Raw genomic sequence first — 22,546 nt, forward strand, 5'->3', positions numbered from 1 at the left:
GGGCCTGATCGCCGCCGATCTCCAATAGGCGGTTGCCAAGCGGGGCGGGCGGAGGTTTGCTGTCGCCGAACCGGAGCCGTCACATGATCCTGCGCACCCTGGCCGTCCTTGCGGTCGTCTCCGGCCTGACGGCCCTGGCCCCGCCTGTGAAGGCCGCAGCGCCCGTATTCACGGATACGGCCTGTCCGGCGGACTGGCCGACGGACGTGCGCGAGACGCGGTGCGGAACCCTGACGGTGGACGAGGCGCGCGACGGCTCGACCGACCGGCGTATCGGGGTGGCGGTGGTGATCCTCAAGGCCAGCACGCCCTACAAGGACGCCTCGGGCCAGGCCCTGCCGCCCATGGTGATGTTCCACGGCGGACCCGGCGGGGCGCTGACATCGGGGGCGGGAAACATCCTGCGCGCCCTGTCGCGGCGTCCGGACCTGATGGCGGTCGATCAGGACGTGATCCTGTTCGACCAGCGCGGGGGCGGCGAGAGCGATCCGTCGATGGACTGTCCCGGCGTCGAACTGACCGACGCGGGGCCGCCGTCCGATGCGGATCGCGACGGGCTGATCGCCTGTCTGAAATCCTATCAGGCCAAGGGGGTCGATCTGCGCTGGTACAACGCCGCCGCCATCGCCGACGACGTGCGCGAAATGACCCAGGCGCTGGGGCTGACGAAGATCGACCTGTGGGGCGGCTCCTATGGGCCGCGCATCGAGGCCGCCGTCATCACCCACCAGCCCCAGATCGTGCGCGCTGCGGTGATGGACAGCCCCTGGCCGCCCGAAGGCAACTGGGCCGTGGGGACGCCGGAACAGGTTTCGACGGCGGTGCGGCTGGTCCTGGCCAAGTGCGCCGTCCAGGCCGACTGCGCCGCGCGGCATCCGGACCTTCAGGCGCGGTTCGAGGCTGAGGCGCGGCGTTGGCTGGCGGGACCGGTGACGGGCGAGGACGGCCAGACCTTTACGGTCGACGACCTGTCGGCCTTCCTGATGGACACGACCTACAGCGGCCGGGGCGTGCGGCGTCTGCCCGCCGATCTGGAGAAGATCATCGCCGGCGACCTGACGCCGGTGGCCGAGATCGCCGAGGACCGCACCTATTATTTCGAAGGCCAGCACATGGCGCACCTGTGCAAGGAGGAGCTGCCGTTCGAATCCAGGGTGCGGCTGGCGGCGGGCGCGGCTGGAGACCCCGTGGCGCAGGTGCTGGTCCCGTCGCTGTCGCGCCTGTTCGACGTCTGCGCGGCCGTGGACGTGGGGGCGGCCGATCCGGTGGAGAACCTGCCGGTCAAGACCGACATCCCGACCCTGTTCGTCGCCGCAGAGATCGATCCGGGCTGCCCGCCGGCCCTGACCCAGGCGGCGGCCCAGGGCTATGCGAACAGCCAGGTGGTGATCGTCACCAATGCGACCCATGGCGTCATCAACGCCAGCGCCTGCACCCGCCGCATGGCGCGCGACTTCCTGCGCGATCCGTCCGCGCCGGTGGATCGCACCTGCCTGCCGGCGGCGAATACGCCGCTGGATTTCATTGAGGACGACGCCCCGGCCGGATGATGCGACGCCGAATCCAGAACCACGAGACCTGGTTTGTTGTTGCCGCGGCGGTCGCCCTGATCGCCGCCGCCGTGGGCGTGTGGGCCATGACGCACGGGACGCGGGTCGCGCCGCCGGAAGCGCCGATCCACCGGGCTGAACGCCAGATCCGCCAGCAGCTGGGGGCGGGGGCCGAATTGCGCTATTCCGAGATCGGCCAGAGGCGGGCGGTGTGCGGCTATGTGGGGCGGACGCGGGGCGGGCAGGCGGTGGGTTTCGTGTCCCTGACCAGCCGCATCCTGTTCAGCGACGATCCGCTGCCGACCGAGTTCCGCGACATGCGCGATCGCTACTGTCCCGGCTTCCTGACCCGGCCGCCGACGCGCTAGACTGGGCGCATGACCGATCTTCCCACCGCCGGCCGTTTCGAAGGGCGCGCCCACCTGCTGCCGGTACGCGTCTATTACGAGGATACGGATTTCACCGGCCTAGTCTATCATGCCAACTATGTCCGCTATTTCGAGCGGGGGCGGTCGGATTTTCTGCGGGCCGTCGGCGTGGGCCATTCGGTCCTTCTGGAGGAGGCCGAGCCGCTGGCCTTCGTCGTGTCCGAGCTGAACATCAAATACCTGAAGCCGGCGCGGATCGACGACGCCCTGGTGGTGCGGACCCTGTACGAGGCGGTGAAGGGCGCGCGGCTGATCATCCGCCAGACGGTGGAGCGGGCGGGCGAGGTGCTGTGCCGGGCGGATGTGACGGCGGTCTGCATCCATCTGGACGGACGGCCGCGCCGGCCCACCAGGGCGCTGGTCGAAAAGGTCACGCCCTGGCTGGCAAGCGCCGGCGACGGCGACTAGAAACAGACGAACCGGGGAGGGTCGAACATGCAGAACCAGGGAATCACCGCCAGCGCCGTGATCGTGTCCTTTCTGCTGCTGGTCCTGGTGGTCGGCGGGGGACTGGTCGGCTGTCCCTATTACAAGGTCTGGGAACGCAAGATGGCGGGCCAGGCCGAGCTTCAGTACCAGCAGGGCGCGCGCCAGGCCCTGATCGCCCAGGCGGCGGCCGAGGACGAGGCCGCCATCAAGCGGGCCGAGGCGGCGACGCGCCGGGTGCTGGGCTGGACCGATGCGGCCAAGCGCGGCTGCGAGGCCCTGGGCCGCCCCGGCGACCGGGCCTGCGAGGAACAGCTGGTGCGCGACGCGGCCACCTATTCCATCGCCAAGGAAGGCCATGAGGGCGTGATCATCAGCGTCGGCGCCCCCGTCTCGGTGGCGGTCGATCCGACGCGCAGGACGACGACCGAGTAGGCTTTTATGACGCGCCTGTCAGATGACGCGCGTGCTCGGGAAGGCTAGAAGCCGCCCTCGCCACACAATGGTCACGCCCGCTCGGTCGAAGAGGGTGTCGCCAATCTCCAATCCGCAGCCGACCCCGCCCGGAGCGCCTGAATGACTACGCCCGTCGACGCCTCGATGATGAATCCCGTCGAACTGTTCCTGACCGCCGACTGGGTGGTGAAGACGGTGATGATCGGCCTGGCGGCGGCGTCGCTGTGGTCCTGGACCATCATCATCGACAAGGCCTTCCGTTTCACCGCCCTGAACAGGCAGGCGGACGAGTTCGAAAAGGCGGTTCAGTCGGGGCGTTCGCTGGAAGACGTGGCGACCCAGGCCGGGCCCGCGCCGGAACACGCCCTGCCGCGCATGCTGGTGATCGCCCTGTCCGACTGGCGCGAGGCGCGTCAGCGCGGGGCGCTGAACGACCATCAGGGCGACCTGCTGATGACCCGGATCGACCGGGCGCTGAACAGCCTGATCTCGCGCGAGAGCCAACGCATCGAGAACGGCCTGGGCGTGCTGTCGGTCGTGGCGACGGCCTCGCCCTTCATCGGCCTGTTCGGCACGGTCTGGGGCATCATGAACGCCTTCGGTCGCATCGCGGCGGCGGGCAACACCAATCTGACGACGGTGGCGCCGGCCATCGCCGAGGCCCTGTTCGCCACGGCCATCGGCCTGGCGGCGGCCATCCCGGCCTATATCGCCTACAACAAGTTCTCGATCGACGCGGGCAAGTTCGCGGGACGGCTGGACGCCTTCGCCGACGACCTGCAGGCGGCGGTGGCGCGGCGTCTGGGCAGTTCAGCGACGCCGCCGGCCCCGACCGCGCCGTCGTCGGGCGTCAATCTGAACCGGAGCGTCTGAGCCATGGCCCTGGGCGGCGGTGCGAGCGGCGGCGGGCGTCGGGGACGGCGGGGGCGCAGAGGCCCCCTGACCGAAATCAACGTCACGCCCCTGGTGGACGTGATGCTGGTGCTGCTGATCATCTTCATGATCTCGGCGCCGCTTCTGACCGTGGGCGTCCCTGTGGAGCTGCCCAAGACCGAGGCCAGCGCGGTCGAGACGGACAACGAGCCCCTGTCGGTCAGCATCGACCAGCAGGGCGCCATCTTCATCGCCGACAGCGAGACGTCGTTCGACGATCTCGCCGTGCGTCTGCTGACCGAGGCCGGCGGATCGGACAAGGCGTCGGAGCGGCCGGTGTTCGTGCGCGCCGACGGCCGGGCGCCCTATCAGGCGGTGGCGCGGGTGATGGCGCGACTGTCGGCCTCGGGCTTCACCAAGCTGAACCTGATCACCGACACGGCGCCGGAGGCCTGATCGCTTGCGTCGGCCCAGCCCAGCCATTCTGGGATCCATCGCCCTGCACGCGGGTGTGGTCGCGCTCGCCTTCGTTTCGTTTTCGCACAAGGCGGACGAGCCCAAGCCGCTGGTGAACTCGGTGCCGGTGACCATCGTGTCGGAGACGGTGATCGCGGCGGCGCCGGCCGATAATCCGCAGCCGGAACCCTCGCCCGACGATGCGGCGACCGCCCCGGTCAGCGCGCCGGAAGAGCCGACGCCGCCCGCTCCGCAACCGACGCCCCCGCCGCCGACCCCGACGCCTGCGCCGCCGCGTCCGACGCCGCGCCCGACCCCGACTCCGCCGCGGCCCACGCCGCCCCGTCCGTCGCCGCCGACGCCCGAGAAGGCGCGCCCGACCCCGCCGCGACCGACCCCGCCGACGCCGGCCCGGCCCGCGCCGAAACGCAATGAGCCCAGTCTGGACCTGGACGCCCTGGCGGGACCGACGCGGCCGAACAATAATCGCGGCCGTCCGGCGACGGGTCAGCAGGGCGCAGGGACGGCGTCCCAGGCGACCGGGCCGCAGGTGACGGCCATCTTCAATCAGGTCTATCCGAACTGGGTCCTGCCTTGCGACATCCCCGGCGCCGACCAGCTGCGGATCCAGGTGGAGCTGACCCTGTCGGCCGACGGGCGGATCACGCGCGGGCCGTCGCTGATCAATCCGCAGTCGTCGTCGGTCTATCGCGCCGCCGCCGACGGCGCCCTGCGCGCCCTGCGCCAGACGGCTCCGTTCGACGTGCCCCAGGGCTTCCCCGGCGGGGCCTATCGCCCGACGTTCAACACCGAGCGGGCCTGCCGCAACCGGTGAAGGTCAGGCGTCGGTGACCAGGTGAAGGGCCGCTCGCCCGTCCCTGACCGCGTCCGGTGACAGGCGGCGATCCAGCGTCGCCAGCCGACCGCCGTTCGAGACGGCCAGAGCCAGCAGATAGGCGTCGGTGATCTGTTCGGGCGTCGTCAGGGCCGATGGATCGAACAACCGGTCGTCAGCCAGGCTGATGGCGTCCGGCCAGAAGACGTGACCCGCCATGTCCCGCAACAGTTCGAGAATCCGAACGACCTCGGACGGAGGCCCGACCGGATTGCGATAGCGACTGTTGCCGACAATCCGGACCAGGCCGTTCTCGGTTATCGGACAGGTGGCCCATGACCCGGCGGCCTCGCGCTGAAACCAACCGTTCGCCGTATCGTGAAAGACGTGACGCGGATCGACGAGGGCGATCAGCACATTGACGTCCAGCAGATAGGTCAAGGCAGTTCGTCGCGGAGCGCGTTGACGTCCTCTAGCGTGACCATTGGTCCCGGTCGATCTGGCAGAAGAGGAACGCCATTGCGAAAGCGGACGGTCGTCTCCCGCTTTTGCAGCGCCTGTCGCGCGAGCTCGGACACGACTTCGCCAATCGTGCGGTCTTGATGGACCGCGATAGCTCGTGCGGCGTTCAGCACGTCGTCGTCAATGGCGAGGGTGGTGCGCATGGGTGGAAGATAGGGCATCACGCATCACGCATCAATGTGATTAAGCCGTCCTGAAAGTCGCCCCATTCGGCTTGAAGCTGGCGGATGTCACACGACCCGGCGATAAGGGGCGGCGATCCTTCGAGACTTACGGGAGCATTCCATGCGTCTGAACCTTCTTCTGGCCTCGGCCGCCGTCGTGGCCATGAGCGTGTCCTCGGCCCAGGCCCAGGGCCAGACCGCTCCGGCGCAGGCGGGCCAGCCGGTCGAGGTCGAGATCGATCAAGGCGTGCTGAAACCCCTACAGATCGCCATCGTGCCCTTCACCGGCGATCATGGGGCGGATATTTCCAATGTGGTCAGCGGCAATCTGCGGCGGTCGGGCTTCTTCGAGCCGCTGAACCCCGCCGGCTTCATCGAGACCGGCCTGACCCTGGCCAATGCGCCCAACTTCCCGCAGTGGACCCAGATCGGGGCGCAGGCGGTGCTGTACGGCGGGGTGACGCCGCGCGGCGACGGCCGGCTGGACGTCGGCTTCCGCCTGTATGACCCGTATCGTCAGTGCCAGCTGGTCAGCTATCAGTTCACCGCCACCCAGGAGCAGTGGCGCCGGATCGCGCACAAGATTTCGGACGTCATCTATCAGCGGATGACCGGCGAGACCGGCTTCTTCGATTCCCGGGTCGTCTTCGTCTCGGAAGAGGGGACGCAGTTGAACCGGATCAACCGCCTGACCATCGCCGACCAGGACGGGTTCAATCCCACCTATCTGACCCAGGGCGACGAGATCATCATGTCGCCGCGCTTCTCGACCTCGCAGCCGGACGAGATCACCTATGTGGCGCTGGGCAAGGACTATAGCCGGATCTATCTGCGGAACCTGACCACGGGCCGCACCGAAAGCCTGGGCGAGTTCGACGGCCAGGTGCTGGCGCCGCGGTTCTCGAACGACGGCAACAAGATCGCCTTCTCGATCATCCGCGGCGGCAATACCGACATCTATGTGATGGACCTGCGCAGCCGGCAGCTGTCGCGCCTGACGTCGGATCCCGGCATCGACACCTCGCCGTCGTTCAGCCCGGACGGCAGCCAGATCGTGTTCAACTCGGACCGTTCGGGCCAGGCGCGGCTGTATGTGATGCGGGCCGACGGCTCGGGCCAGCGGCCGATCTCGCGCGGCGGCGGAACCTATACGGCGCCGGCCTGGAGCCCGACGGGCAATCTGATCGCCTTCACCAAGAGCGGCGGCGGCCGGTTCTCGACCGGGGTGATGAACGCTGACGGTTCGGGCGAACGCATCCTGTCGTCCAGCTATTTCGAGGAAGGCCCGAACTGGGCCCCCAACGGCCGCTATGTGATGTTCGCGCGCCAGACGCGGGGCGGGGACACGCGGCTGTGGACCGTGGACCTGTCGGGGCGGGTTGTGGCCCAGGCGGGCTATAACGGCCGCGGCACCGACCCGGCCTGGTCGCCCCTGCTGGACACGCCGCCGTCGAACCTGGGCTATGGCCAGGGGGCCGACAGCTGCCCGAGCTGAGCCCGTTCGGCTCAACAGTGTGTTATTCCGTCTGGCGCTCGAAATCGGGCCCGGGCAAACTGTATGGCCAAGCTTTAGGCCTCCGTCCTAATTTCAAAGTGTCAGGAGACGACCCCATGAAGACTTCACGTATCATCACCCTGGCCATGGTCGGCTGCGCCGTCGCCGCCATGGCCGCCTGCGCCCGCAAGCCGGTCGAAGGCGTCGTGCCCGCCGCTCCGGATACCGCGCCGACCGGCCCGGCCTATCCGACCGCCCCGACCGGTCCGGTGACGGGCGGCAACATGGGCGCCGCCGCCCCCGGCACGGAACAGGACTTCGTCGTCAACGTCGGCGACCGCATCTATTTCGACCTGGATTCCTATGACGTCCGTTCGGAAGCCATGCCGCGCCTGGACGCCCAGGCCCAGTGGCTGCAGCGCTATCCGCAGGTGACCGTCCGCATCGAAGGCAACGCCGACGAACGCGGCACCCGCGAATACAACCTGGCCCTGGGCGCCCGCCGCGCCGAGGCCGTGCGCACCTATCTGATCAATCGCGGCGTGCCGGCCGGCCGCATCGACACCATCAGCTACGGCAAGGAGCGTCCGATCGCCGAGGGGTCCAGCGAGGACAGCTGGGCGCGCAACCGCAACGCCCACACCGCCATCGTCTCGGGCGCCCCGCGCTGAGACGACTGACCGGACGAGACGGATGGAGGCGTCGGCCAAGGCCGGCGCCTCTTTCTTTTTGCCTGCCGGGTGATCAAGGTGGCGGCGGATTCGATCGGGGGATTGGCGTTTGGATATCGAAGGGGCCGGTGGCGCGATCACCGGGGGATTGATCGCGGGGGCGGTCGAGAAGCCGACAGGGCATGCGGGCGAGGCGGGACATGGCGTCTGTTCCGACTGCGGCGCGGCGACCAGCGGGAATTTCTGCGCCAACTGCGGCCAGGCGACCCATGTGCACCGCACCCTGCTGCACCTGGGCGAGGAGCTGTTGCACGGGGTCATGCATTTCGACGCCCGCGTCTGGCGCACCCTGCCGCTGCTGGCCTTCAATCCCGGCCGGCTGACGCGGGAATGGGTGGAGGGCCGGCGGACCCGCTATGTGTCGCCGCTGGCGATCTTCCTGTTCACCCTGTTCGTCATGTTCTTCGCGCTGAGCTTCATGCCCCAGCCGTCGGCGCCCGTGGTGCTGGCCGGCGACATTCAGGAGCAGCGTCAGGAACTGCTCGAGGCGGAGCGCGGTCTGGCCGAGGCCCGCGCCGAAGCCGCCAGCGACCCCTCGGGCATGGCCGACATGGGGATCAAGGCCGGCGAGGCCCTGGTGGCGCAGAAGCGAGCGGCGCTGGCGCGACTGGAAACCGAGCAGAGCCAGGGGCGGGCCGACGGGCTCAAGCCGGGCAGCTGGCAGGCCAGCATCAAGGACATCGCCTCGGGCGACGATGTGTCGGGCGGCACGACCAAGCTGAAGGTCATGGGCCACGAGGCCGACAAGGATGATCACGGGTTCGGGGCTACAGTCTTGAAAAAGCTACAGAACCCGGACCTGGCCCTCTACAAGCTGCAGCAGACGATGTACAAGTTCGCCTTCCTGCTGGTGCCGTTCTCGATCCCGTTCCTGGCCTTGCTGTTCCTGTGGCGACGCGGCTTCACCCTGTATGATCATGGGGTGTTCGTGCTGTATTCGCTGACCTTCATGGCCCTGCTGTTGATGGTCATCGTCCTGGCCAGAACGATAAACGGCCCGCTGGGGGGACTGGTCACCGCCATCGGCGTGGCCGCCATCCCCGTCCATGTGTTCGCCCAGCTGAAGGGGGCGTACAGTCTGTCGATCTTTTCGGCCCTGTGGCGGACGGTCCTGCTGCTGTTCTTCTGCAACATCGTGATCGGCCTGTTCATCATGGCCATCGTCTATCTGGGGCTGGGGCACTGACCCTGCCTTGCGGCGGCCCCAAATCAGTGGAACCTAGCGACCCATGACCTTCAAGCTCTCCTTCATGCGCAGCCGCGCCTTCGCCGCCACGGCCGTCGGCCTGGTCCTGATCGCCGGGGGCGCCGTCGCCCAGCAGGCGGCGCCGAACATCATGCAGCCGATCGAATGGGACAAGCGCCGGCTGGAACAACTGGATCGCAATGTCCGTCGGCTGGAGCGCGCCCTGACCCAACGCAACGCCGCCGGCGAGCCGGTGCTGGTCGAGCCCGACCCGGAGGTCGTCACCCTGCAGGGCCAGTTCGGCCTGATGAACCAGCGTCTTGAGGACCTGGAAGCCACGGTGCGCCGCATCAACGGCGACAACGAGCGGCTGACCTTCCAGCTGGACGAGGCCCAGCGCGACACCGCCGCCCTGCGCGCCCGGCTGCTGGACGCCGAGGCCCGGATCGAGAAGCTGGAGACGGCGGCCGAGCTGAACGCCCCCATCGAAGCCCATTCCCCGACCGGCGACGCGGCCCAGGATCTGGCCGCGGCGGTGCAGCTGATGAGCAGCGACCGGGCGCGCGGCGCGCGGGCGCTGGAGACCGTGGTCGCCGCCTGGCCCGACACGCCCCAGGCGCGCGAGGCCAACTCCCGTCTGGGCGACATCCGCGCCTCGTCGAACGACAAGGCCGGCGCCGTGCCCTTCTACGCCGCCGCCCTGAAGGACTGGCCGCGCATCGGCTGGGCCGCCGATACGACGCTGAAACTGGCCGACGCCCTGTTCGCCACCAACCGCAAGACCCAGGGCTGCGCGGCCCTGGGCGAGTTCACGCGCCGCTATGCGCCCGCCGCCTCGGACACGCTGAAGGCCCGCGCGACCCAGATGAAGACCGCCAACGGGTGCAGCTGAGGCCCGGGATCGACGGAACCGATACGGGCCTTGTCGCTCGGGTCTTTGCGCGGCTGGATCGGCGGCTGAGTTCTGACGCCCCCCAGCCGGTCGCCCTGGCCCTGTCGGGCGGGGGGGATTCCATCGCCCTGTTGAGACTGGCCGCGGCCTGGGCCAGGGCGCGGGGGCGGCCGCTGACGGCCTTGAGCGTCGATCACCGACTGAACCCGGCCAGCGCCGACTGGACCCGGTTTGCGGGCGAGGCGGCGCGGGCGGCGGGCGCGGACTGGCGCGGACTGGTCTGGGGCGGGGACAAGCCCGCGACCGGACTGACGGCGGCGGCGCGGGCGGCGCGTCATCGGCTGATCGCCGAGGCGGCGCGGGCGGCCGGGGCGCGGGTCGTGCTGTTCGCCCATACGGCCGACGACATCGCCGAGGCGGATCTGATGCGGGCCGAGGGCTCGACCCTGGGGCGGGTGCGCGAATGGTCGCCGTCGCCGGTCTGGCCCGAGGGGCGGGGCCTGATGCTGTTGCGGCCCCTGCTGGATGAACGCCGCGAGACCTTGCGGGCCTGGCTGGCCGGGCAGGGGGCGGACTGGATCGAGGATCCGGCCAACGCCGACCCCCGCTTCGGCCGCAGCCGCGCGCGGCGGGCGCTGGCGGGGACGGTTCCGGACGGGGCGGCGGCGGGGCGGGACCGCCCGTCGTCCGAAGGGATCACGGCGAACCACGACGGGACGGTGCGGATCGCGCGCGACGTGCGGGCCAGGGGGCTGGCGGCGGCCCTGGTCTGTGTCGGCGGCGGGGCGACGCCGCCGCGCGGGGATCGGCTGGACCGGCTGGTGCAACGGCTGCAGGCGGGCGAGGATTTCGCCGCCGCCCTGTGCGGGGCGCGGGTCGAGGCGGACGGCGAGACGGTCCTGCTGATGCGCGAGGCCGGGGAACTGGCGCGCCGCGCGCCGCCGCCGCTGTTGCTGCATCCCGGCGTCGAGGCGGTGTGGGACGGCCGGTTCGCCTTTCGGGCGTCGGAGGCCGGCTGGTCGGTCGCCCCGGCGCGGGGGCGGCTGTCGGCCCTGTCGGCGGCGGATCGGGCGGCGGTGAACCGGGCGCCGGCGGCGGCGCGGGGGGCGGTTCCCGTCCTGATCCGGGACGGGCAGGCCGGGCCGGTTCTTGCAGGCGCGGGGGTCGAACGGCGCGAGCTTGTCGCGGAACGGCTCAGGCTGGCGCTGGACGAAACGACGCATGAAGACGATCTGATTGCGCCGCCATGGCGTAACGCAGCCGAAGCGCCTATTTTCGGTGATAGACAATCCAGACCGTGGGCTCAATCCGGGCCGGCGGACGACCGAGGACCTCAATGAACCTGCGAAATCTGGCGATCACGGGCGTTATCATCCTGGCCCTGCTCGCGGCCTACGCCGCCGTGTCGCAAGGCGGAGCCGTGACCGGCATGGGCGCCCAGGGCGCTCAGGGCGCCGGCCGCCCCGAACAAATCACCTATTCCCAGCTGGTGCAGCGGGTCGAGGCCGGCGACGTCAAGGAAGCCACCATTCGCGGCGACCAGGTGAACGGCGTCTACAAGAACAACGGCCGCTTCACCGCCACCACCCCCTATCCGAACGAGCAGCTGGTCAATTCCATGCTGGCCGCCAACGTCAACGTCGACGCCAAGACGACGCGCCAGTCGATCTGGATGAGCCTGCTGATGGGGATCCTGCCGATCGCGCTGCTGGTCGGGGTGTGGATCTTCTTCATGCGCCAGATGCAGGGCGGGGCGCGCGGCGCCATGGGCTTCGGCAAGTCCAAGGCCAAGCTGCTGACCGAGCACAAGGGCCGCAAGACCTTCGACGATGTCGCCGGCGTGGACGAGGCCAAGGAGGAACTGCAGGAGGTCGTCGACTTCCTGAAGGATCCGGGCAAGTTCCAGCGCCTGGGCGGCAAGATCCCCAAGGGCGCCCTGCTGGTCGGCCCTCCCGGCACCGGCAAGACCCTGCTGGCCCGCGCCGTGGCCGGTGAAGCCGGCGTGCCCTTCTTCTCGATCTCGGGCTCGGACTTCGTCGAGATGTTCGTCGGCGTCGGCGCGTCGCGGGTTCGCGACATGTTCGAACAGGCCAAGAAGAACGCGCCGTGCATCATCTTCATCGATGAGATCGACGCCGTCGGCCGCCATCGCGGCGCCGGCCTGGGCGGCGGCAATGACGAGCGCGAACAGACGCTGAACCAGCTGCTGGTCGAGATGGACGGGTTCGAGGCCAATGAAGGCATCATCCTGATCGCCGCCACCAACCGTCCCGACGTGCTGGACCCGGCTCTGCTGCGTCCCGGCCGTTTCGACCGCCAGGTGGTGGTTCCGAACCCCGACGTCTCGGGCCGCGAACGCATCCTGCGCGTCCACATGAAGGACGTGCCCCTGGCCGCCGACGTCAACGTCAAGACGATCGCGCGCGGCACGCCCGGCTTCTCGGGCGCCGACCTAGCCAATCTGGTCAACGAGGCGGCCCTGACGGCGGCCCGCAAGGACCGTCGCATGGTCACGCACCGCGACTTCGAGGACGCCAAGGACAAGGTGATGATGGGCTCGGAACGTCGCTCGATGGCGATGAACGAGGAAGAGAAGCGCCTGACCGCCTATCACGAGGCCGGTCACGCCATCGTCGCCATGAACGTCAAGATGGCCGACCCGGTGCACAAGGCGACCATCGTCCCGCGCGGCCGCGCCCTGGGCATGGTGATGCAACTGCCGGAAGGCGACCGCTATTCGATGAAATACCAGCAGATGATCGACCGGATCGCGATCATGGCCGGCGGTCGGGTGGCCGAGGAGCTGATCTTCGGCAAGGAGAACATCACCTCGGGCGCCAGTTCCGACATCGAACAGGCGACCAAGCTGGCCCGGGCCATGGTCACGCGCTGGGGCTTCTCCGAGAAGCTGGGCACGGTGGCTTACGGCGACAATCAGGAAGAGGTCTTCCTGGGCCACTCCGTCGCGCGCAGCCAGAACGTCTCGGAAGAGACGGCCCGCACCATCGACGAGGAGGTCCGCCGTCTGGTCGCCTCGGGCTGGGACGAGGCCCGCAAGATCCTGACGACCAAGGCCGATCATCACGAGAAGCTGTCGCAGGCCCTGCTGGAGTACGAAACCCTGTCGGGCGAGGAGATCAAGGATCTGCTGGAGAAGGGCGTCGCCCCGAACCGCGACGAGAACAACTTCCCCAACGCCGGCCCCTCGGTCTCGGTGCCGGTGACGCCGGTGTCGGACGGGACCACGGTCGAGATCCCGGTCGCCGCCCCGGCCGCGACCAGCGTGCCGACCGTGCACTGAGGCGGGATGTCTCCGTTCTCTCCGTCATCCTCGGGCCTGACCCGAGGATCGGCGCGGGATCAGGCTGTGCGTCGCCTTTGACGCAACGCGGTTGAACATCCGGTCCTCGGGTCGAGCCCGAGGATGACGATGTTGAATGAACCCGCCGGGAGCGATCTCCCGGCGGGTTTTTCTTTGCCTGCGTCGCCACACCCATCGCCCCAGTCCGACAAGCAGGGTTAGAAATGCTGTGAACTAGTTTGCATTACAGACTGGTCTGTGAGATACGGCGTTATCCAGAACGGGAGAGCGTCATGTCGATGTCAGAGACGGGTTCATCCGAGCGTCTTCACGGGCTTGACGCGCTGAGAGGCGCGGCCTTGCTCTTGGGCGTGGTGCTCCACGGCTCGATGTCCTTCTTTCCGACGCAGATCTGGATCGTCGGCGACGACCAGCGGTCGGTGTGGGCCAGCGGCCTGTTCTTCGTCATCCACCTGTTCCGGATGACGACCTTCTTCCTGATCGCGGGGCTGTTCGCCCACATGATGCTGGGGCGAGCGGGCGTGTGGGGGTTCGTGAAGAACCGCCTGGCCCGGATCGCTGCGCCTCTGGCCGTCTTCTGGGGGCCGGTGCTGACAGCCATCGTCGTGGTGCTGATCTGGAACGCGGGCCTGCAGGGCATGACGGCCGCCGATGCGCCGCCGACGCCTGAATATGACTGGACCAACATCCCATTGACCCATCTGTGGTTCCTGTGGGTGCTGCTGATCTTCTATGTCGCCCTTCTGGTTCTAAGGGCGCCGTTTGTCCTTCTGGACCGGACCGGCGCCTGGGGGCGGGTGATCGATCGCATGACCGCCGGACTGATCGGGCCGTGGGGACCGTTCGTCCTGGGGGCGCCGCTCGCGCTGGCCCTGTGGTTCCAGCCGAACTGGATCGCCTTCTTCGGCGTGCCGACGGCGGACGCGGGACTGATCCCCAATACGTCGGCCCTGGTCGGGTTCGGCCTGGCCTTCGGCTTCGGCGCATTGCTGGACCGTCGGCGCGACCTGCTGGGCCGCATACAGGCCTGGTGGGCGGTCTATCTGGGCCTGGCGATCGGCGCCGGCGCCACGGCCCTGATGCTGGCGGGCGGGCCGGACCCGCATCTGGTCCCGATGACCGATCCGACGACCAAGGCGATGGCGGCGGCGGCGTTCGGGGTGGCGACCTACGCCTCGGCCTTTGCGGCCATGGCTCTGGCGCTGCGGTTCTTCGGGGGGCGCAGCGCGGCGAGGCGATACGTCGCCGACGCCTCCTACTGGATCTACATCGTCCATCTGCCGCTGGTGATGGCGGCCCAGGTGCTGGTGCAGGACTGGGCCATGCCGTGGCCGGTCAAGCTGGCGCTGGTCGTCGGCGGGGTGCTGACCGTCTCGCTGGCCAGCTATGAACTTCTGATCCGCCATAGCTTCATGGGCCGCTGGCTGAACGGCCGCCGGGTTTCCTGGCGGCGCAGCCCCGCGCCCGCTCTGTCACCCGCCGAATAGCTTGCCAACCCCGGCCGCCGCGTCCATCCGAGGGACGCGCCCGCCGCAGAGGAATCATCGATGATCGACACGTCCCGCAGCACGCCCGAGGCCGATCTGGCCTTCCTGAGGTCCATCGTCCAGGGCGGGGGCGATCCGCGCGCGACCCTGACCATGGGGGTCATGTATCTGGCCGGCGGCCTTTTGTACGGCCTGCAGTGCCTGGTTCACATCGGCCAGTCGCTAGGCGTGGTCCGCTGGCCGGGCCCGGTCAGCCTGGCCTTCGTCGCCGGGATCACCATCGCCTTCCTGGTGGTGATGGTCTGGGCCATCCGCGAGGATCGCAAGCGACCCAAGGCCAGCCCCATCGTGACCCGGACCCTGAACGCGGCCTTCAGCGGGGCGGGCATGGCCAATCTGGCCATCATTATCGTCTTCGGCTTCGGCGCGGCGCGGGACGGGGATTTCGCCGTCTGGCTCTATTACCCGGCCATGATCTTCGCCCTTCAGTCAGCGGCTTGGTATGTGGCCTGGACCCTGAAGAAGAAGGGCTGGATGCTGGCGGCGTCGCTGGGAGGATGGGCGACGGCAGTGGCCTTGGGCCTGCTGGTGCGCCAGCCGCTGGTCTATCTGTATGTCGCCACGGCGGCGCTGTTCCTGCTGTTCGCGGGACCGGGCTGGATCATCACCCGCGAGGCGCTGAAGAAGCGCACCGTCGATGCGGACGCCGGCTGACCCATGGGGCTGAACGACCTGGGGCGGATCGACGAGGTCATCCACGGCCGCATGCGGCTGGGGATCATGGTCTATCTGGCCGACGCCGAGGCCGCCGACTTCACCGAGCTGAAGACGGTGCTGGAGGCGACCCAGGGTAATCTGTCGGTCCATATCAAGAAGCTGGAGGAGGCCGGCTATGTCGCCGTGGCCAAGAGTTTCGTGAACAACAAGCCGCTGACGCGGGTGTCGATCACGCCTGAGGGGCGCAAGGCCTTCGCCGGCTATCTGGAGGCGCTGGGCGGGCTGATTGGGCGTTAGTCGCCGCCGGGGGTTTCCGGATCCTCGATCATGACCGGGGTCAGGCGGCGGTCCGCGCCCGATGGATCGGTCCAGGCGATGGTGTGGCCCTCCACGAGGCCGATCAGGCCGGCGCCGACGTAGGACAGGACGGACACCTTGCCTGCGTCGATGTCCGCCTCGTTCGGCAGGACGATCTGGATGCGGCGCGGCTGGGGCGAGCGGCCATCGACATAGTGCAGCCAGCGGTGAAGCGGCGCCGCCCCCTTGGGCCGATCGCCGGGCTCGCAGATGACGGCGCGTTCCAGCTCCTCCTGCAACAGGCCGGCGACGCCTTCAGCAGGCATGTCGCCCACCAGGCGCGACAGGGTCTGGTGGTCCCTGGCGCTGAGAAAGATGTCGGGGCGCGAAGGATGCGTGGTTCGGGCGGTGGATTGGGTCATGGTTCGGCTCTTTGATCGCAGACGCCTGCAGGCGCGCGTTCGCGCGTCACATGAAGGCTGAGGATAATCGGGTTTCAGATCGTCGCCCGGAACGGGGCGAAAGGCGCGCGGCCGTTCCGGGTCAGTCGCCTGCGACGAGGCGTCCTGCATAAGAAAGGCGTCGAGCCTGGCTGACGAGCGGGGTGATCACGTCTAGAGGCTGATCTCATGAAGCGTGAAAGTCAAACCTCGCCGATGTCCGTCTTGTCGCAGGTCATGGGGATCGTGAACGTCACGCCGGACAGTTTCTCGGACGGCGGGCGGTGGACCTCGACGGCGGCGGCGGTGGACCATGCGATGCGGCTGGTCGAGCAGGGGGCGGACGTGCTCGACATCGGGGGCGAGAGCACCCGGCCGGGGGCGGAGCCGGTGGGCGAGGCCGAGGAGATCGAGCGGGTCGCGCCGGTGATCGCTGCGGTTCGCGCGCGCTGGGGCGGGCCGATCAGCGTCGATACGATGAAGCCCGCCGTGGCCCGCGCCGCCGTGGCGGCCGGGGCGACGATGTGGAACGATGTGACGGCCCTGAGCCAGGCGCCCGACAGTCTGGCGGTCGCGGCCGAGCTGGGCTGCGCGGTGGTGCTGATGCACATGAAGGGGGAGCCCCGGACCATGCAGGCCGACCCCCGCTATGGCGATGTCGTGGCGGAGGTGCGGGACTATCTGCGCGACCGAGCCGAGGCGGCGATGGCGGCGGGGGTGGCGCGGGAGAATATCTGGCTGGATCCGGGCATCGGGTTCGGCAAGACGCTGGAGCACAATATGGCGCTGACGGCGCGGCTGGGCGAACTGGTCGCGCTGGGGGTCCCGGTGCTGTACGCGGCCAGCCGCAAGCGGACGATCCAGGCGGTCGATCCCACGGCGGTCGAGGCGACCGACCGGCTGGGCGGCTCGCTGGCCCTGGCGCTGGAGGGGGCGCGGCGCGGGGCGCGGATGGTGCGGGTCCATGACGTGCGCGAGACGGTCCAGGCGCTGAAGCTGCAGGCCGCGGTGGCGGCGGCGGGCTGAAGACCCGCGACGCGAGGTCGCGGCCGGTGTAGGGGCGAAGCGAACCGTCGTCCTGATCAAAGCCCATGCCTCTGAGCCCCTATATCGCCCCCATCGTCATGCTGGCCCTGTCGAACGTCTTCATGACCTTCGCCTGGTACGGACACCTGAAGTTCGACCACAAGCCGCTGTGGCTGCTGGTCATGGCCAGCTGGGGGATCGCCTTCTTCGAATACTGGCTGGCGGTGCCGGCCAACCGGATCGGGCATCAGGTCTATTCGGCGGCGGAGCTGAAGACGATGCAGGAGGTGATCACCCTGCTGGTCTTCGCCGGATTCTCGGTGCTGTACCTGGGCGAGAAGCTGACGGTGAACCATCTGGTCGGGTTCGGCTTCATCGGCCTGGGGGCCTTCTTCATCTTCAAGGGGCCGCTGGGCGGGTAAGCCGACGCTTGCCCCGGCGGACCGGCTGGGCCATCTGGGCGGCATGTCCTGGGTCATGTCGATCAATCCGTGGGCGACGCTGGTCGTCGCCGGTCTGCTGGAAGTGCTGTGGGCGTCCGGCCTGAAGAACGTCAGCCTGCAACGGCCGCTGACGTCGCTGGGCGTGCTGGTCGCGCTGGCCGCCAGCATGATCCTGCTGTGGGTGGCGACGCAGAAGCTGCCGATCGGCACGGCCTATGCGATCTGGACCGGGATCGGCGCCGTGGGCGCGGCCCTGGTGGGGATCGTCGTCTATGGCGAGCCGGCGACGGCGGTGCGGGCGGTGTGCATTCTGCTGATCGTGGCGGGGATCGTGGGCCTGAAGCTGTTCTCGGGAGCCCACGCATGAGCCTTCATCGGGGCAGAGTCCTGATCCTGGCGGGGTCGGACAGCGGCGGGGGCGCGGGCGTTCAGGCCGACATCAAGGCGGTGACGATGATGGGCGGGTTCGCCGCCACGGCGATCACGGCGATCACGGTGCAGAACACCCTGGGGGTTCACGGCGTCCATCCGCTGCCGCTGGAACTGATCGCGGCCCAGGCGCGGGCGGTGCTGGAGGATATCGGCGCCGACGCGGTCAAGACCGGCATGCTCGGCTCGGTCGAGGTGGTCGAGACGGTGGCGGCCCTGCTGGACGAGGCTGACGCCCCGGCGGTGGTCGATCCGGTCATGGTCGCCAAGGGCGGGCATCCGCTGCTGCCGGACGCGGCGGTGGAGGCGGTGAAGCGGCTGATGATCCCGCGCGCGGCGCTTCTGACCCCCAATGCGCCCGAGGCCGAGGCCCTGACCGGGCTGGCGGTGCGCGACATCGACGGTCAGAGGCGGGCGGGCGAGGCCCTGCTGGCCATGGGCGCGCGGGCGGTGCTGATGAAGGGCGGTCATGTGGACGGGCCGACGGTGATCGACCTGTTGATGACGACCGACGGGGAGACGGTGCTGGAGGCCGAACGGATCGACACCCGCCACACCCACGGCACCGGCTGCACTCTGGCCAGCGCCTGCGCGGCGGGCCTGGCCCTGGGCCGGCCGCTGGAGGTCGCGGTGGCGGAAGCCTGGGCCTATGTCGGCGAGGCGATCCGGCGGGCGCCGGGTCTGGGCGGCGGACACGGGCCGCTGGATCACGGCTGGCCGGTGCGGGGCTGAGGCGGTCTAGGGCGTGAAGGGCTTCTTGAATCTCTTCGCCCGAGACCACGCGCCCTTGTAGAAGAAGTACAAGAAGGTGGCGGCCAAACCGGGGACGACGAATCCGGCGCAGAATTCCGACCAACTCGAAGGAGGGCCGCCGGTGTAAAGCGCCAGCAAGGCGAACGCCGCATAGAGCGCGGCGAAGAACAGCTTCAACTTGTCTGCGAACATATTGCCTGAGCCGCGTTCGGCCCGGGGACGAGGCTTCGGCGCTTCTGGCGATTCTACCACGTGGGTCTCGCGTTCGAGCCCGTCCAGCGCCCGAGAGAGTTCTCTCAGTTTCTCGTCAGTGGACCGGGGCGCTGTGTTCATGAGCGAAGCCTAGCCGTGACTAGGCTCTCTTTCCACCCTGTTCCCCACTGCAAACAAGGTTTGGGTTAGTCATCCTCGCCCTCGTAGCGAGGATCCGGACGCCCGGTGTTTCGTAGCGTGCGAGGGCGTCGGAGCCGAGAGTCTGGACCCCAAGGACGAGCCCTCGGGATGAAGAAAGGGGCGGCCGGCGGGCGTGGCAATGAAATGGGCGCCATTCGTGCCATTTCGAGTAAGTGGCGGTGGTGAAAGCGAAAATTTGCAGTGCAAAATGGCACCGTGTCATGTCGCGACACGGTGGGCGGCCGACGATGGGCATGGTCGGCCGTTGCAGGGCAGGCTTCCATTGAGATCGTCATGCTCGCCCTTGTGGCGAGGATCCATACGCTCGGTGTTTCCGCGGGGTGCGCCTCGTCGATACCGGGAGTATGGATCCGAGGGACAAGCCCTGGGATGACGGGGAGGGAGAGTGCTGGGGATGAAATCGGGCGACGTCTCCCGTTGATTCGACGTGGAGGCTAAGGGTAGGCAATGAGCGACGCCCTGAGCCTGAAGCTAATCGAGATCGTCCGCGCCGATCCCGGCCTGATGCACGTCCTGCGGACGGTCCGGGCGCTGGACCTGCCCGACTGGCGGCTGGTGTCGGGCGCCGTCTATCAGGCGGTGTGGAACGCCAGGACGGGACGGCCGGCGGGATACGGGATCAAGGACTATGACCTGGCCTATTTCGACGGTTCGGACCTGTCCTACGAGGCCGAGGACGTCGTGATCCAACAGGTCGCCGCCGCCTTTGACGAGCCGTTCCGCAGCCAGGTCGAGGTCCGCAATCAGGCGCGGGTCCACCTGTGGTTCCAGAACCGGTTCGGCGAACCCTATGCGCCGTTGCACTCGACCGACGAAACCCTGGGCCGGTTCGTGGCCCCGACCTTCGCCGTCGGGGTGAGGCTGGAGGCGGACGACACGATCACCGTGGCGGCGCCGTTCGGTCTGGAGGATGTGTTCGCCATGGTCGTCCGGCCGAACCCGAACCGGCCGCTGGCCAGGGGCTGGGCCAAGACCATCGAGAATGCGCGGGGGCGGTGGCCGGAGCTGACGGTCGTCGAGCCGGACTGAGTCTCAGGCCGCGATGGGCTGAAGTTTTTTGATGCCTGCGACGATCTCCCGTTTACGGGCGCGGGCTTCGGCGAGATCGTATTCGTTTTGAGCCTTGGTCAGCATTTCAGCAGACACGCCGGTCAGGGCTTCGATCTTGAGCGCCATTTCGTGCGTCAGCGCCCGCTTGCCGTTCAACATCGTGTTGAAGCCAGGACGCGCGACGCCCAGAGCCTCGGCCGCGCTCACGATCGTCAGGCCGAAGGCGGGAAGGATATGGTCCCGAATGATCTCCCCCGGGTGTGTGGGAGCGGTCATCTTGGTCATGGGGCTGCCTCCCTGTTGCGACGCGGGCCTCGTCGCCAGATATGTGACGTTTGTATCGTTAGGCGATACATCTGAGGGGCGGCCCCGTCAAGATGAGGATGCTCAAGTCTGAGGGCGGATCGGTCGTCCGACCCCGCTAATGATAGTCCTCAAGATCCACGTCGGAGATCGCATTGGTGTCGGGGTCCAACCAAAAGGTCAGGCGGTAGTTTCCCGTCACCCACATCGACCACTTTCCCGACGACTTGGGTTTGAGCTCGTGAACCTTCCACATGCCCATCGAAACGATCTGATGAATGTTTGAGGCGGATTGAAGCAGGGTCAGCTGAGCCTGGAGCTTCTTGGTCAAGTCGGCTGGAACGCCTTTGACGGTCTCCCCCTTTTCAGCCTTGTACAGGGCCTTCAGGCCCTTGCTCTTGAAACTCTTGATCTCCACGCGACGTCTCCACCCGGGCTTCAAGCAGGCTTCAAGGTACAGCAAATGCAGCTCGTGCCTATCAAGGCGAGTGTAAGAGGGTATTCAGAGGTGTTCTGGCCGGCGCGATCCACATCCGCCCCGCCGCCGTATCAGGCTCATGACCCTGATCGACATTCTCCTCCTGCTGGGACTGAACCTGGCCCTGATCGTCGCCGTGATGCTCGGCCTGTGGCTGGTCGCGCTGAAGCTGAAGGACGTCAGTTTCATCGATGCGGTCTGGCCGCTGGGCATGTTGTTGCTGGCGGTGGCGACCCTGCCGCGCGCCGACGGCGATCCGGCGCGCAAGGCGCTGCTGGTCGGGCTGTGCGCGGTCTGGGCGCTGCGGCTGGGCTGGCATCTGTTCCGGCGCTGGCGGGCCAGCGGGGCGGATGGGCGGTATGTGCAGATCGTCGAGGATCAGGAACGCAACAAGGGCTGGTCGTTCGCCAAGACGGCCTTGTTGTTCGTGTTTTTGCCCCAGGCCGTGCTGGCCTGGCTGACGTCGTTGCCGGTGCAGATGGGTCAGGTGGAGGCTCAGCCGGGCTTGGGCGTTATAGCCGGGGTCGGGGCGGTGCTGGCGGTGGTCGGGATCGTGTTCGAGAGCGTCGGCGACGCCCAGCTGGCCGGGTTCAAGCGCGATCCGGCCAACAAGGGCAAGGTGCTGGACAGCGGCCTGTGGCGCTACACCCGGCATCCGAACTATTTCGGCGACGCCTGCGTCTGGTGGGGGCTGTGGCTGATCGCGGCGGAGACGGGCGTCGGCCTGTGGTCGATCGCGGGGCCGATCTTCCTGACCTTCACCCTGACGCGCTGGTCGGGGATCGGGATTACCGAGAAGGCGATCAACAAGTCGCGGCCGGGATATGCGGACTATGTGAAGCGGACGAGTGCGTTTGTGCCGTGGTGGCCCTCCCGTCATCCTCGGGCCTGACCCGAGGATCAGATGATCCGCCGCTGGTGCGAACACGCGAAGCACAGACCGCCCCGCGCCCGGTCCTCGGGTCAAGCCCGAGGATGACGGACGGCGGGGCGGGAAGACGGATCGCCTAGGCGCCGACCCTAGTTGGTGGTCGGTGTGTTGTGGGTGGTCATGCCGCGGTCGGCGTCGCCGCCCTGTTGTTCGATCTGGTCGGCGCGACGGTCGGCGTTTTCCTCGACCTGGTCGGCCTGACGGTTCAGGGCGTCTTCCTGGGCGTCGGTCGGGGCGGCGTCGGCCTGGGCTTCCAGCTGGTCGGCGCGGGCTTCGCCCGTGGCCTCGACGGCGTCGGCGCGGCTTTCGGCGGCCCGGTCGGCGGCGCTTTCACCGCAGGCGGCGACGCCCGAGAGCACGAACAGCGAGGCGGCGGCGATGGCGAACTTCTTCATGGCGTTTCCTTCCGTTTTTGGAGCGGTGGAAACGTCACGGCGGCGGA

General features: G+C 68.4%; 29 protein-coding genes. 22 read left to right on the forward strand and 7 right to left on the reverse strand.

Annotated features, from left to right (window positions below):
- Positions 1-83: 83 nt before the first annotated feature.
- The 7 genes from AC07NC_RS07925 (at position 84) to tolA (ending at position 5,024) form a co-directional block, all read left to right on the forward strand.
- Entirely contained in the window at positions 84-1,550 is a 1,467-nt protein-coding gene (locus tag AC07NC_RS07925; RefSeq protein ID WP_494569172.1) for an alpha/beta hydrolase, read from the forward strand.
- Positions 1,547-1,918, forward strand: coding sequence for a hypothetical protein (locus tag AC07NC_RS07930; RefSeq protein ID WP_494569173.1), 372 nt, complete (start codon positions 1,547-1,549; stop codon positions 1,916-1,918). The genes AC07NC_RS07925 and AC07NC_RS07930 overlap by 4 nt, the downstream gene beginning before the upstream one ends.
- Before the next feature lie 9 nt (positions 1,919-1,927).
- Positions 1,928-2,386, forward strand: a complete 459-nt coding sequence (gene ybgC, locus AC07NC_RS07935) for a tol-pal system-associated acyl-CoA thioesterase (RefSeq protein WP_494569174.1) — start codon at positions 1,928-1,930, stop codon at positions 2,384-2,386.
- A gap of 27 nt (positions 2,387-2,413) precedes the next feature.
- A complete protein-coding gene (locus AC07NC_RS07940; protein ID WP_008262994.1) occupies positions 2,414-2,839 on the forward strand; it encodes a hypothetical protein in 426 nt (141 codons plus the stop codon).
- A 141-nt stretch (positions 2,840-2,980) separates the two neighbouring features.
- On the forward strand, positions 2,981-3,733 hold the full coding sequence (gene tolQ, locus AC07NC_RS07945; RefSeq protein ID WP_008259719.1) for a protein TolQ: 753 nt from the start codon (positions 2,981-2,983) through the stop codon (positions 3,731-3,733).
- A 3-nt stretch (positions 3,734-3,736) separates the two neighbouring features.
- Positions 3,737-4,189, forward strand: coding sequence for a protein TolR (gene tolR / locus AC07NC_RS07950; RefSeq protein ID WP_008260741.1), 453 nt, complete (start codon positions 3,737-3,739; stop codon positions 4,187-4,189).
- A gap of 4 nt (positions 4,190-4,193) precedes the next feature.
- Positions 4,194-5,024, forward strand: a complete 831-nt coding sequence (tolA, locus tag AC07NC_RS07955; RefSeq protein ID WP_494569175.1) for a cell envelope integrity protein TolA — start codon at positions 4,194-4,196, stop codon at positions 5,022-5,024.
- A 3-nt stretch (positions 5,025-5,027) separates the two neighbouring features.
- Here the strand turns inward: tolA and AC07NC_RS07960 are convergent, their stop codons facing one another.
- Positions 5,028-5,465 (reverse strand): TA system VapC family ribonuclease toxin, encoded by a 438-nt coding sequence (locus AC07NC_RS07960; protein ID WP_492072549.1) that lies wholly within the window; start codon positions 5,463-5,465, stop codon positions 5,028-5,030.
- Complete coding sequence (locus AC07NC_RS07965) at positions 5,462-5,689, reverse strand: CopG family transcriptional regulator (RefSeq protein WP_154726421.1); 228 nt, start codon at positions 5,687-5,689, stop codon at positions 5,462-5,464. Before AC07NC_RS07965 ends, AC07NC_RS07960 begins: the two co-directional genes overlap by 4 nt.
- A 142-nt stretch (positions 5,690-5,831) precedes the next feature.
- On the opposite strand from AC07NC_RS07965, the gene tolB reads away from it, so the two are divergent.
- The 9 genes from tolB (at position 5,832) to AC07NC_RS08010 (ending at position 15,837) form a co-directional block, all read left to right on the forward strand.
- Positions 5,832-7,205 (forward strand): Tol-Pal system beta propeller repeat protein TolB, encoded by a 1,374-nt coding sequence (gene tolB / locus AC07NC_RS07970; RefSeq protein ID WP_008264114.1) that lies wholly within the window; start codon positions 5,832-5,834, stop codon positions 7,203-7,205.
- Between the two features lie 116 nt (positions 7,206-7,321).
- The gene (pal, locus tag AC07NC_RS07975; protein ID WP_494569176.1) at positions 7,322-7,876 is read left to right on the forward strand and encodes a peptidoglycan-associated lipoprotein Pal; all 555 of its coding nucleotides are present in this window, start codon (positions 7,322-7,324) and stop codon (positions 7,874-7,876) included.
- A 109-nt stretch (positions 7,877-7,985) separates the two neighbouring features.
- Positions 7,986-9,122, forward strand: a complete 1,137-nt coding sequence (locus AC07NC_RS07980) for a DUF3667 domain-containing protein (protein WP_494569177.1) — start codon at positions 7,986-7,988, stop codon at positions 9,120-9,122.
- A gap of 43 nt (positions 9,123-9,165) precedes the next feature.
- Positions 9,166-10,014 (forward strand): tetratricopeptide repeat protein, encoded by an 849-nt coding sequence (locus tag AC07NC_RS07985; protein WP_008260269.1) that lies wholly within the window; start codon positions 9,166-9,168, stop codon positions 10,012-10,014.
- On the forward strand, positions 10,005-11,354 hold the full coding sequence (gene tilS, locus AC07NC_RS07990; RefSeq protein ID WP_494569178.1) for a tRNA lysidine(34) synthetase TilS: 1,350 nt from the start codon (positions 10,005-10,007) through the stop codon (positions 11,352-11,354). The genes AC07NC_RS07985 and tilS overlap by 10 nt, the downstream gene beginning before the upstream one ends.
- The gene (gene ftsH / locus AC07NC_RS07995) at positions 11,351-13,315 is read left to right on the forward strand and encodes an ATP-dependent zinc metalloprotease FtsH (protein ID WP_035310714.1); all 1,965 of its coding nucleotides are present in this window, start codon (positions 11,351-11,353) and stop codon (positions 13,313-13,315) included. Before tilS ends, ftsH begins: the two co-directional genes overlap by 4 nt.
- Before the next feature lie 293 nt (positions 13,316-13,608).
- Positions 13,609-14,823: an acyltransferase family protein gene (locus AC07NC_RS08000; protein WP_494569179.1), complete on the forward strand. Its 1,215-nt coding sequence runs from the start codon at positions 13,609-13,611 to the stop codon at positions 14,821-14,823.
- 60 nt (positions 14,824-14,883) lie between these two features.
- Entirely contained in the window at positions 14,884-15,537 is a 654-nt protein-coding gene (locus AC07NC_RS08005) for a hypothetical protein (RefSeq protein ID WP_494569180.1), read from the forward strand.
- 3 nt (positions 15,538-15,540) lie between these two features.
- On the forward strand, positions 15,541-15,837 hold the full coding sequence (locus AC07NC_RS08010) for a winged helix-turn-helix domain-containing protein (protein ID WP_008259231.1): 297 nt from the start codon (positions 15,541-15,543) through the stop codon (positions 15,835-15,837).
- Here AC07NC_RS08010 and AC07NC_RS08015 read toward each other — a convergent pair.
- Complete coding sequence (locus AC07NC_RS08015; protein ID WP_494569181.1) at positions 15,834-16,259, reverse strand: GreA/GreB family elongation factor; 426 nt, start codon at positions 16,257-16,259, stop codon at positions 15,834-15,836. The genes AC07NC_RS08010 and AC07NC_RS08015 overlap by 4 nt on opposite strands.
- A gap of 234 nt (positions 16,260-16,493) precedes the next feature.
- Between AC07NC_RS08015 and folP the strand changes: the two genes are divergently transcribed.
- The 4 genes from folP to thiD all read left to right on the forward strand — a co-directional run bounded on the left by folP (position 16,494) and on the right by thiD (position 18,907).
- Positions 16,494-17,303: a dihydropteroate synthase gene (gene folP, locus AC07NC_RS08020; protein ID WP_494569182.1), complete on the forward strand. Its 810-nt coding sequence runs from the start codon at positions 16,494-16,496 to the stop codon at positions 17,301-17,303.
- 65 nt (positions 17,304-17,368) lie between these two features.
- Positions 17,369-17,725 carry a DMT family protein gene (locus tag AC07NC_RS08025; RefSeq protein WP_008260636.1) on the forward strand — a complete coding sequence of 119 codons (357 nt, stop codon included), beginning with the start codon at positions 17,369-17,371 and terminating at the stop codon, positions 17,723-17,725.
- A 43-nt stretch (positions 17,726-17,768) separates the two neighbouring features.
- Positions 17,769-18,113 (forward strand): DMT family transporter, encoded by a 345-nt coding sequence (locus tag AC07NC_RS08030; protein WP_494569183.1) that lies wholly within the window; start codon positions 17,769-17,771, stop codon positions 18,111-18,113.
- Positions 18,110-18,907, forward strand: a complete 798-nt coding sequence (gene thiD, locus AC07NC_RS08035; RefSeq protein WP_494569184.1) for a bifunctional hydroxymethylpyrimidine kinase/phosphomethylpyrimidine kinase — start codon at positions 18,110-18,112, stop codon at positions 18,905-18,907. Before AC07NC_RS08030 ends, thiD begins: the two co-directional genes overlap by 4 nt.
- 6 nt (positions 18,908-18,913) lie before the next feature.
- Here the strand turns inward: thiD and AC07NC_RS08040 are convergent, their stop codons facing one another.
- Positions 18,914-19,261, reverse strand: coding sequence for a hypothetical protein (locus AC07NC_RS08040; RefSeq protein ID WP_494569185.1), 348 nt, complete (start codon positions 19,259-19,261; stop codon positions 18,914-18,916).
- A 528-nt stretch (positions 19,262-19,789) separates the two neighbouring features.
- Here AC07NC_RS08040 and AC07NC_RS08045 point away from each other — a divergent pair.
- Positions 19,790-20,371 (forward strand): nucleotidyltransferase family protein, encoded by a 582-nt coding sequence (locus AC07NC_RS08045; RefSeq protein WP_494569186.1) that lies wholly within the window; start codon positions 19,790-19,792, stop codon positions 20,369-20,371.
- A 3-nt stretch (positions 20,372-20,374) separates the two neighbouring features.
- Here AC07NC_RS08045 and AC07NC_RS08050 read toward each other — a convergent pair whose 3' ends face one another.
- Complete coding sequence (locus tag AC07NC_RS08050) at positions 20,375-20,677, reverse strand: HigA family addiction module antitoxin (RefSeq protein ID WP_426025485.1); 303 nt, start codon at positions 20,675-20,677, stop codon at positions 20,375-20,377.
- Between the two features lie 136 nt (positions 20,678-20,813).
- Positions 20,814-21,113, reverse strand: coding sequence for a type II toxin-antitoxin system RelE/ParE family toxin (locus AC07NC_RS08055; RefSeq protein ID WP_494569187.1), 300 nt, complete (start codon positions 21,111-21,113; stop codon positions 20,814-20,816).
- A 139-nt stretch (positions 21,114-21,252) separates the two neighbouring features.
- On the opposite strand from AC07NC_RS08055, the gene AC07NC_RS08060 reads away from it, so the two are divergent.
- A complete protein-coding gene (locus AC07NC_RS08060) occupies positions 21,253-22,065 on the forward strand; it encodes a DUF1295 domain-containing protein (RefSeq protein WP_494569188.1) in 813 nt (270 codons plus the stop codon).
- 128 nt (positions 22,066-22,193) lie between these two features.
- Here the strand turns inward: AC07NC_RS08060 and AC07NC_RS08065 are convergent, their stop codons facing one another.
- Entirely contained in the window at positions 22,194-22,499 is a 306-nt protein-coding gene (locus AC07NC_RS08065; RefSeq protein ID WP_008260679.1) for a hypothetical protein, read from the reverse strand.
- Positions 22,500-22,546: the final 47 nt, after the last annotated feature.

This window comes from Brevundimonas sp. GW821-FHT10A07 (genome assembly GCF_059415785.1).

Coding starts and splice junctions, on each gene's coding strand:
- tolQ (WP_008259719.1), top strand. CDS start 2,981: ATGACTACGCCCGTCGACGCCTCGATGATGAATCCCGTCGAACTGTTC.
- AC07NC_RS08005 (WP_494569180.1), top strand. CDS start 14,884: ATGATCGACACGTCCCGCAGCACGCCCGAGGCCGATCTGGCCTTCCTG.
- folP (WP_494569182.1), top strand. CDS start 16,494: ATGTCCGTCTTGTCGCAGGTCATGGGGATCGTGAACGTCACGCCGGAC.
- AC07NC_RS08060 (WP_494569188.1), top strand. CDS start 21,253: ATGACCCTGATCGACATTCTCCTCCTGCTGGGACTGAACCTGGCCCTG.
- AC07NC_RS08050 (WP_426025485.1), bottom strand. CDS start 20,677: ATGACCAAGATGACCGCTCCCACACACCCGGGGGAGATCATTCGGGAC.
- AC07NC_RS08010 (WP_008259231.1), top strand. CDS start 15,541: ATGGGGCTGAACGACCTGGGGCGGATCGACGAGGTCATCCACGGCCGC.
- AC07NC_RS08015 (WP_494569181.1), bottom strand. CDS start 16,259: ATGACCCAATCCACCGCCCGAACCACGCATCCTTCGCGCCCCGACATC.
- AC07NC_RS08065 (WP_008260679.1), bottom strand. CDS start 22,499: ATGAAGAAGTTCGCCATCGCCGCCGCCTCGCTGTTCGTGCTCTCGGGC.
- tolR (WP_008260741.1), top strand. CDS start 3,737: ATGGCCCTGGGCGGCGGTGCGAGCGGCGGCGGGCGTCGGGGACGGCGG.
- pal (WP_494569176.1), top strand. CDS start 7,322: ATGAAGACTTCACGTATCATCACCCTGGCCATGGTCGGCTGCGCCGTC.
- ybgC (WP_494569174.1), top strand. CDS start 1,928: ATGACCGATCTTCCCACCGCCGGCCGTTTCGAAGGGCGCGCCCACCTG.
- AC07NC_RS07940 (WP_008262994.1), top strand. CDS start 2,414: ATGCAGAACCAGGGAATCACCGCCAGCGCCGTGATCGTGTCCTTTCTG.
- AC07NC_RS07925 (WP_494569172.1), top strand. CDS start 84: ATGATCCTGCGCACCCTGGCCGTCCTTGCGGTCGTCTCCGGCCTGACG.
- AC07NC_RS07930 (WP_494569173.1), top strand. CDS start 1,547: ATGATGCGACGCCGAATCCAGAACCACGAGACCTGGTTTGTTGTTGCC.
- AC07NC_RS08040 (WP_494569185.1), bottom strand. CDS start 19,261: ATGAACACAGCGCCCCGGTCCACTGACGAGAAACTGAGAGAACTCTCT.
- thiD (WP_494569184.1), top strand. CDS start 18,110: ATGAGCCTTCATCGGGGCAGAGTCCTGATCCTGGCGGGGTCGGACAGC.
- tolB (WP_008264114.1), top strand. CDS start 5,832: ATGCGTCTGAACCTTCTTCTGGCCTCGGCCGCCGTCGTGGCCATGAGC.
- ftsH (WP_035310714.1), top strand. CDS start 11,351: ATGAACCTGCGAAATCTGGCGATCACGGGCGTTATCATCCTGGCCCTG.
- AC07NC_RS08025 (WP_008260636.1), top strand. CDS start 17,369: ATGCCTCTGAGCCCCTATATCGCCCCCATCGTCATGCTGGCCCTGTCG.
- AC07NC_RS07965 (WP_154726421.1), bottom strand. CDS start 5,689: ATGCGCACCACCCTCGCCATTGACGACGACGTGCTGAACGCCGCACGA.
- AC07NC_RS08030 (WP_494569183.1), top strand. CDS start 17,769: ATGTCCTGGGTCATGTCGATCAATCCGTGGGCGACGCTGGTCGTCGCC.
- AC07NC_RS08045 (WP_494569186.1), top strand. CDS start 19,790: ATGAGCGACGCCCTGAGCCTGAAGCTAATCGAGATCGTCCGCGCCGAT.
- AC07NC_RS07985 (WP_008260269.1), top strand. CDS start 9,166: ATGACCTTCAAGCTCTCCTTCATGCGCAGCCGCGCCTTCGCCGCCACG.
- AC07NC_RS08000 (WP_494569179.1), top strand. CDS start 13,609: ATGTCGATGTCAGAGACGGGTTCATCCGAGCGTCTTCACGGGCTTGAC.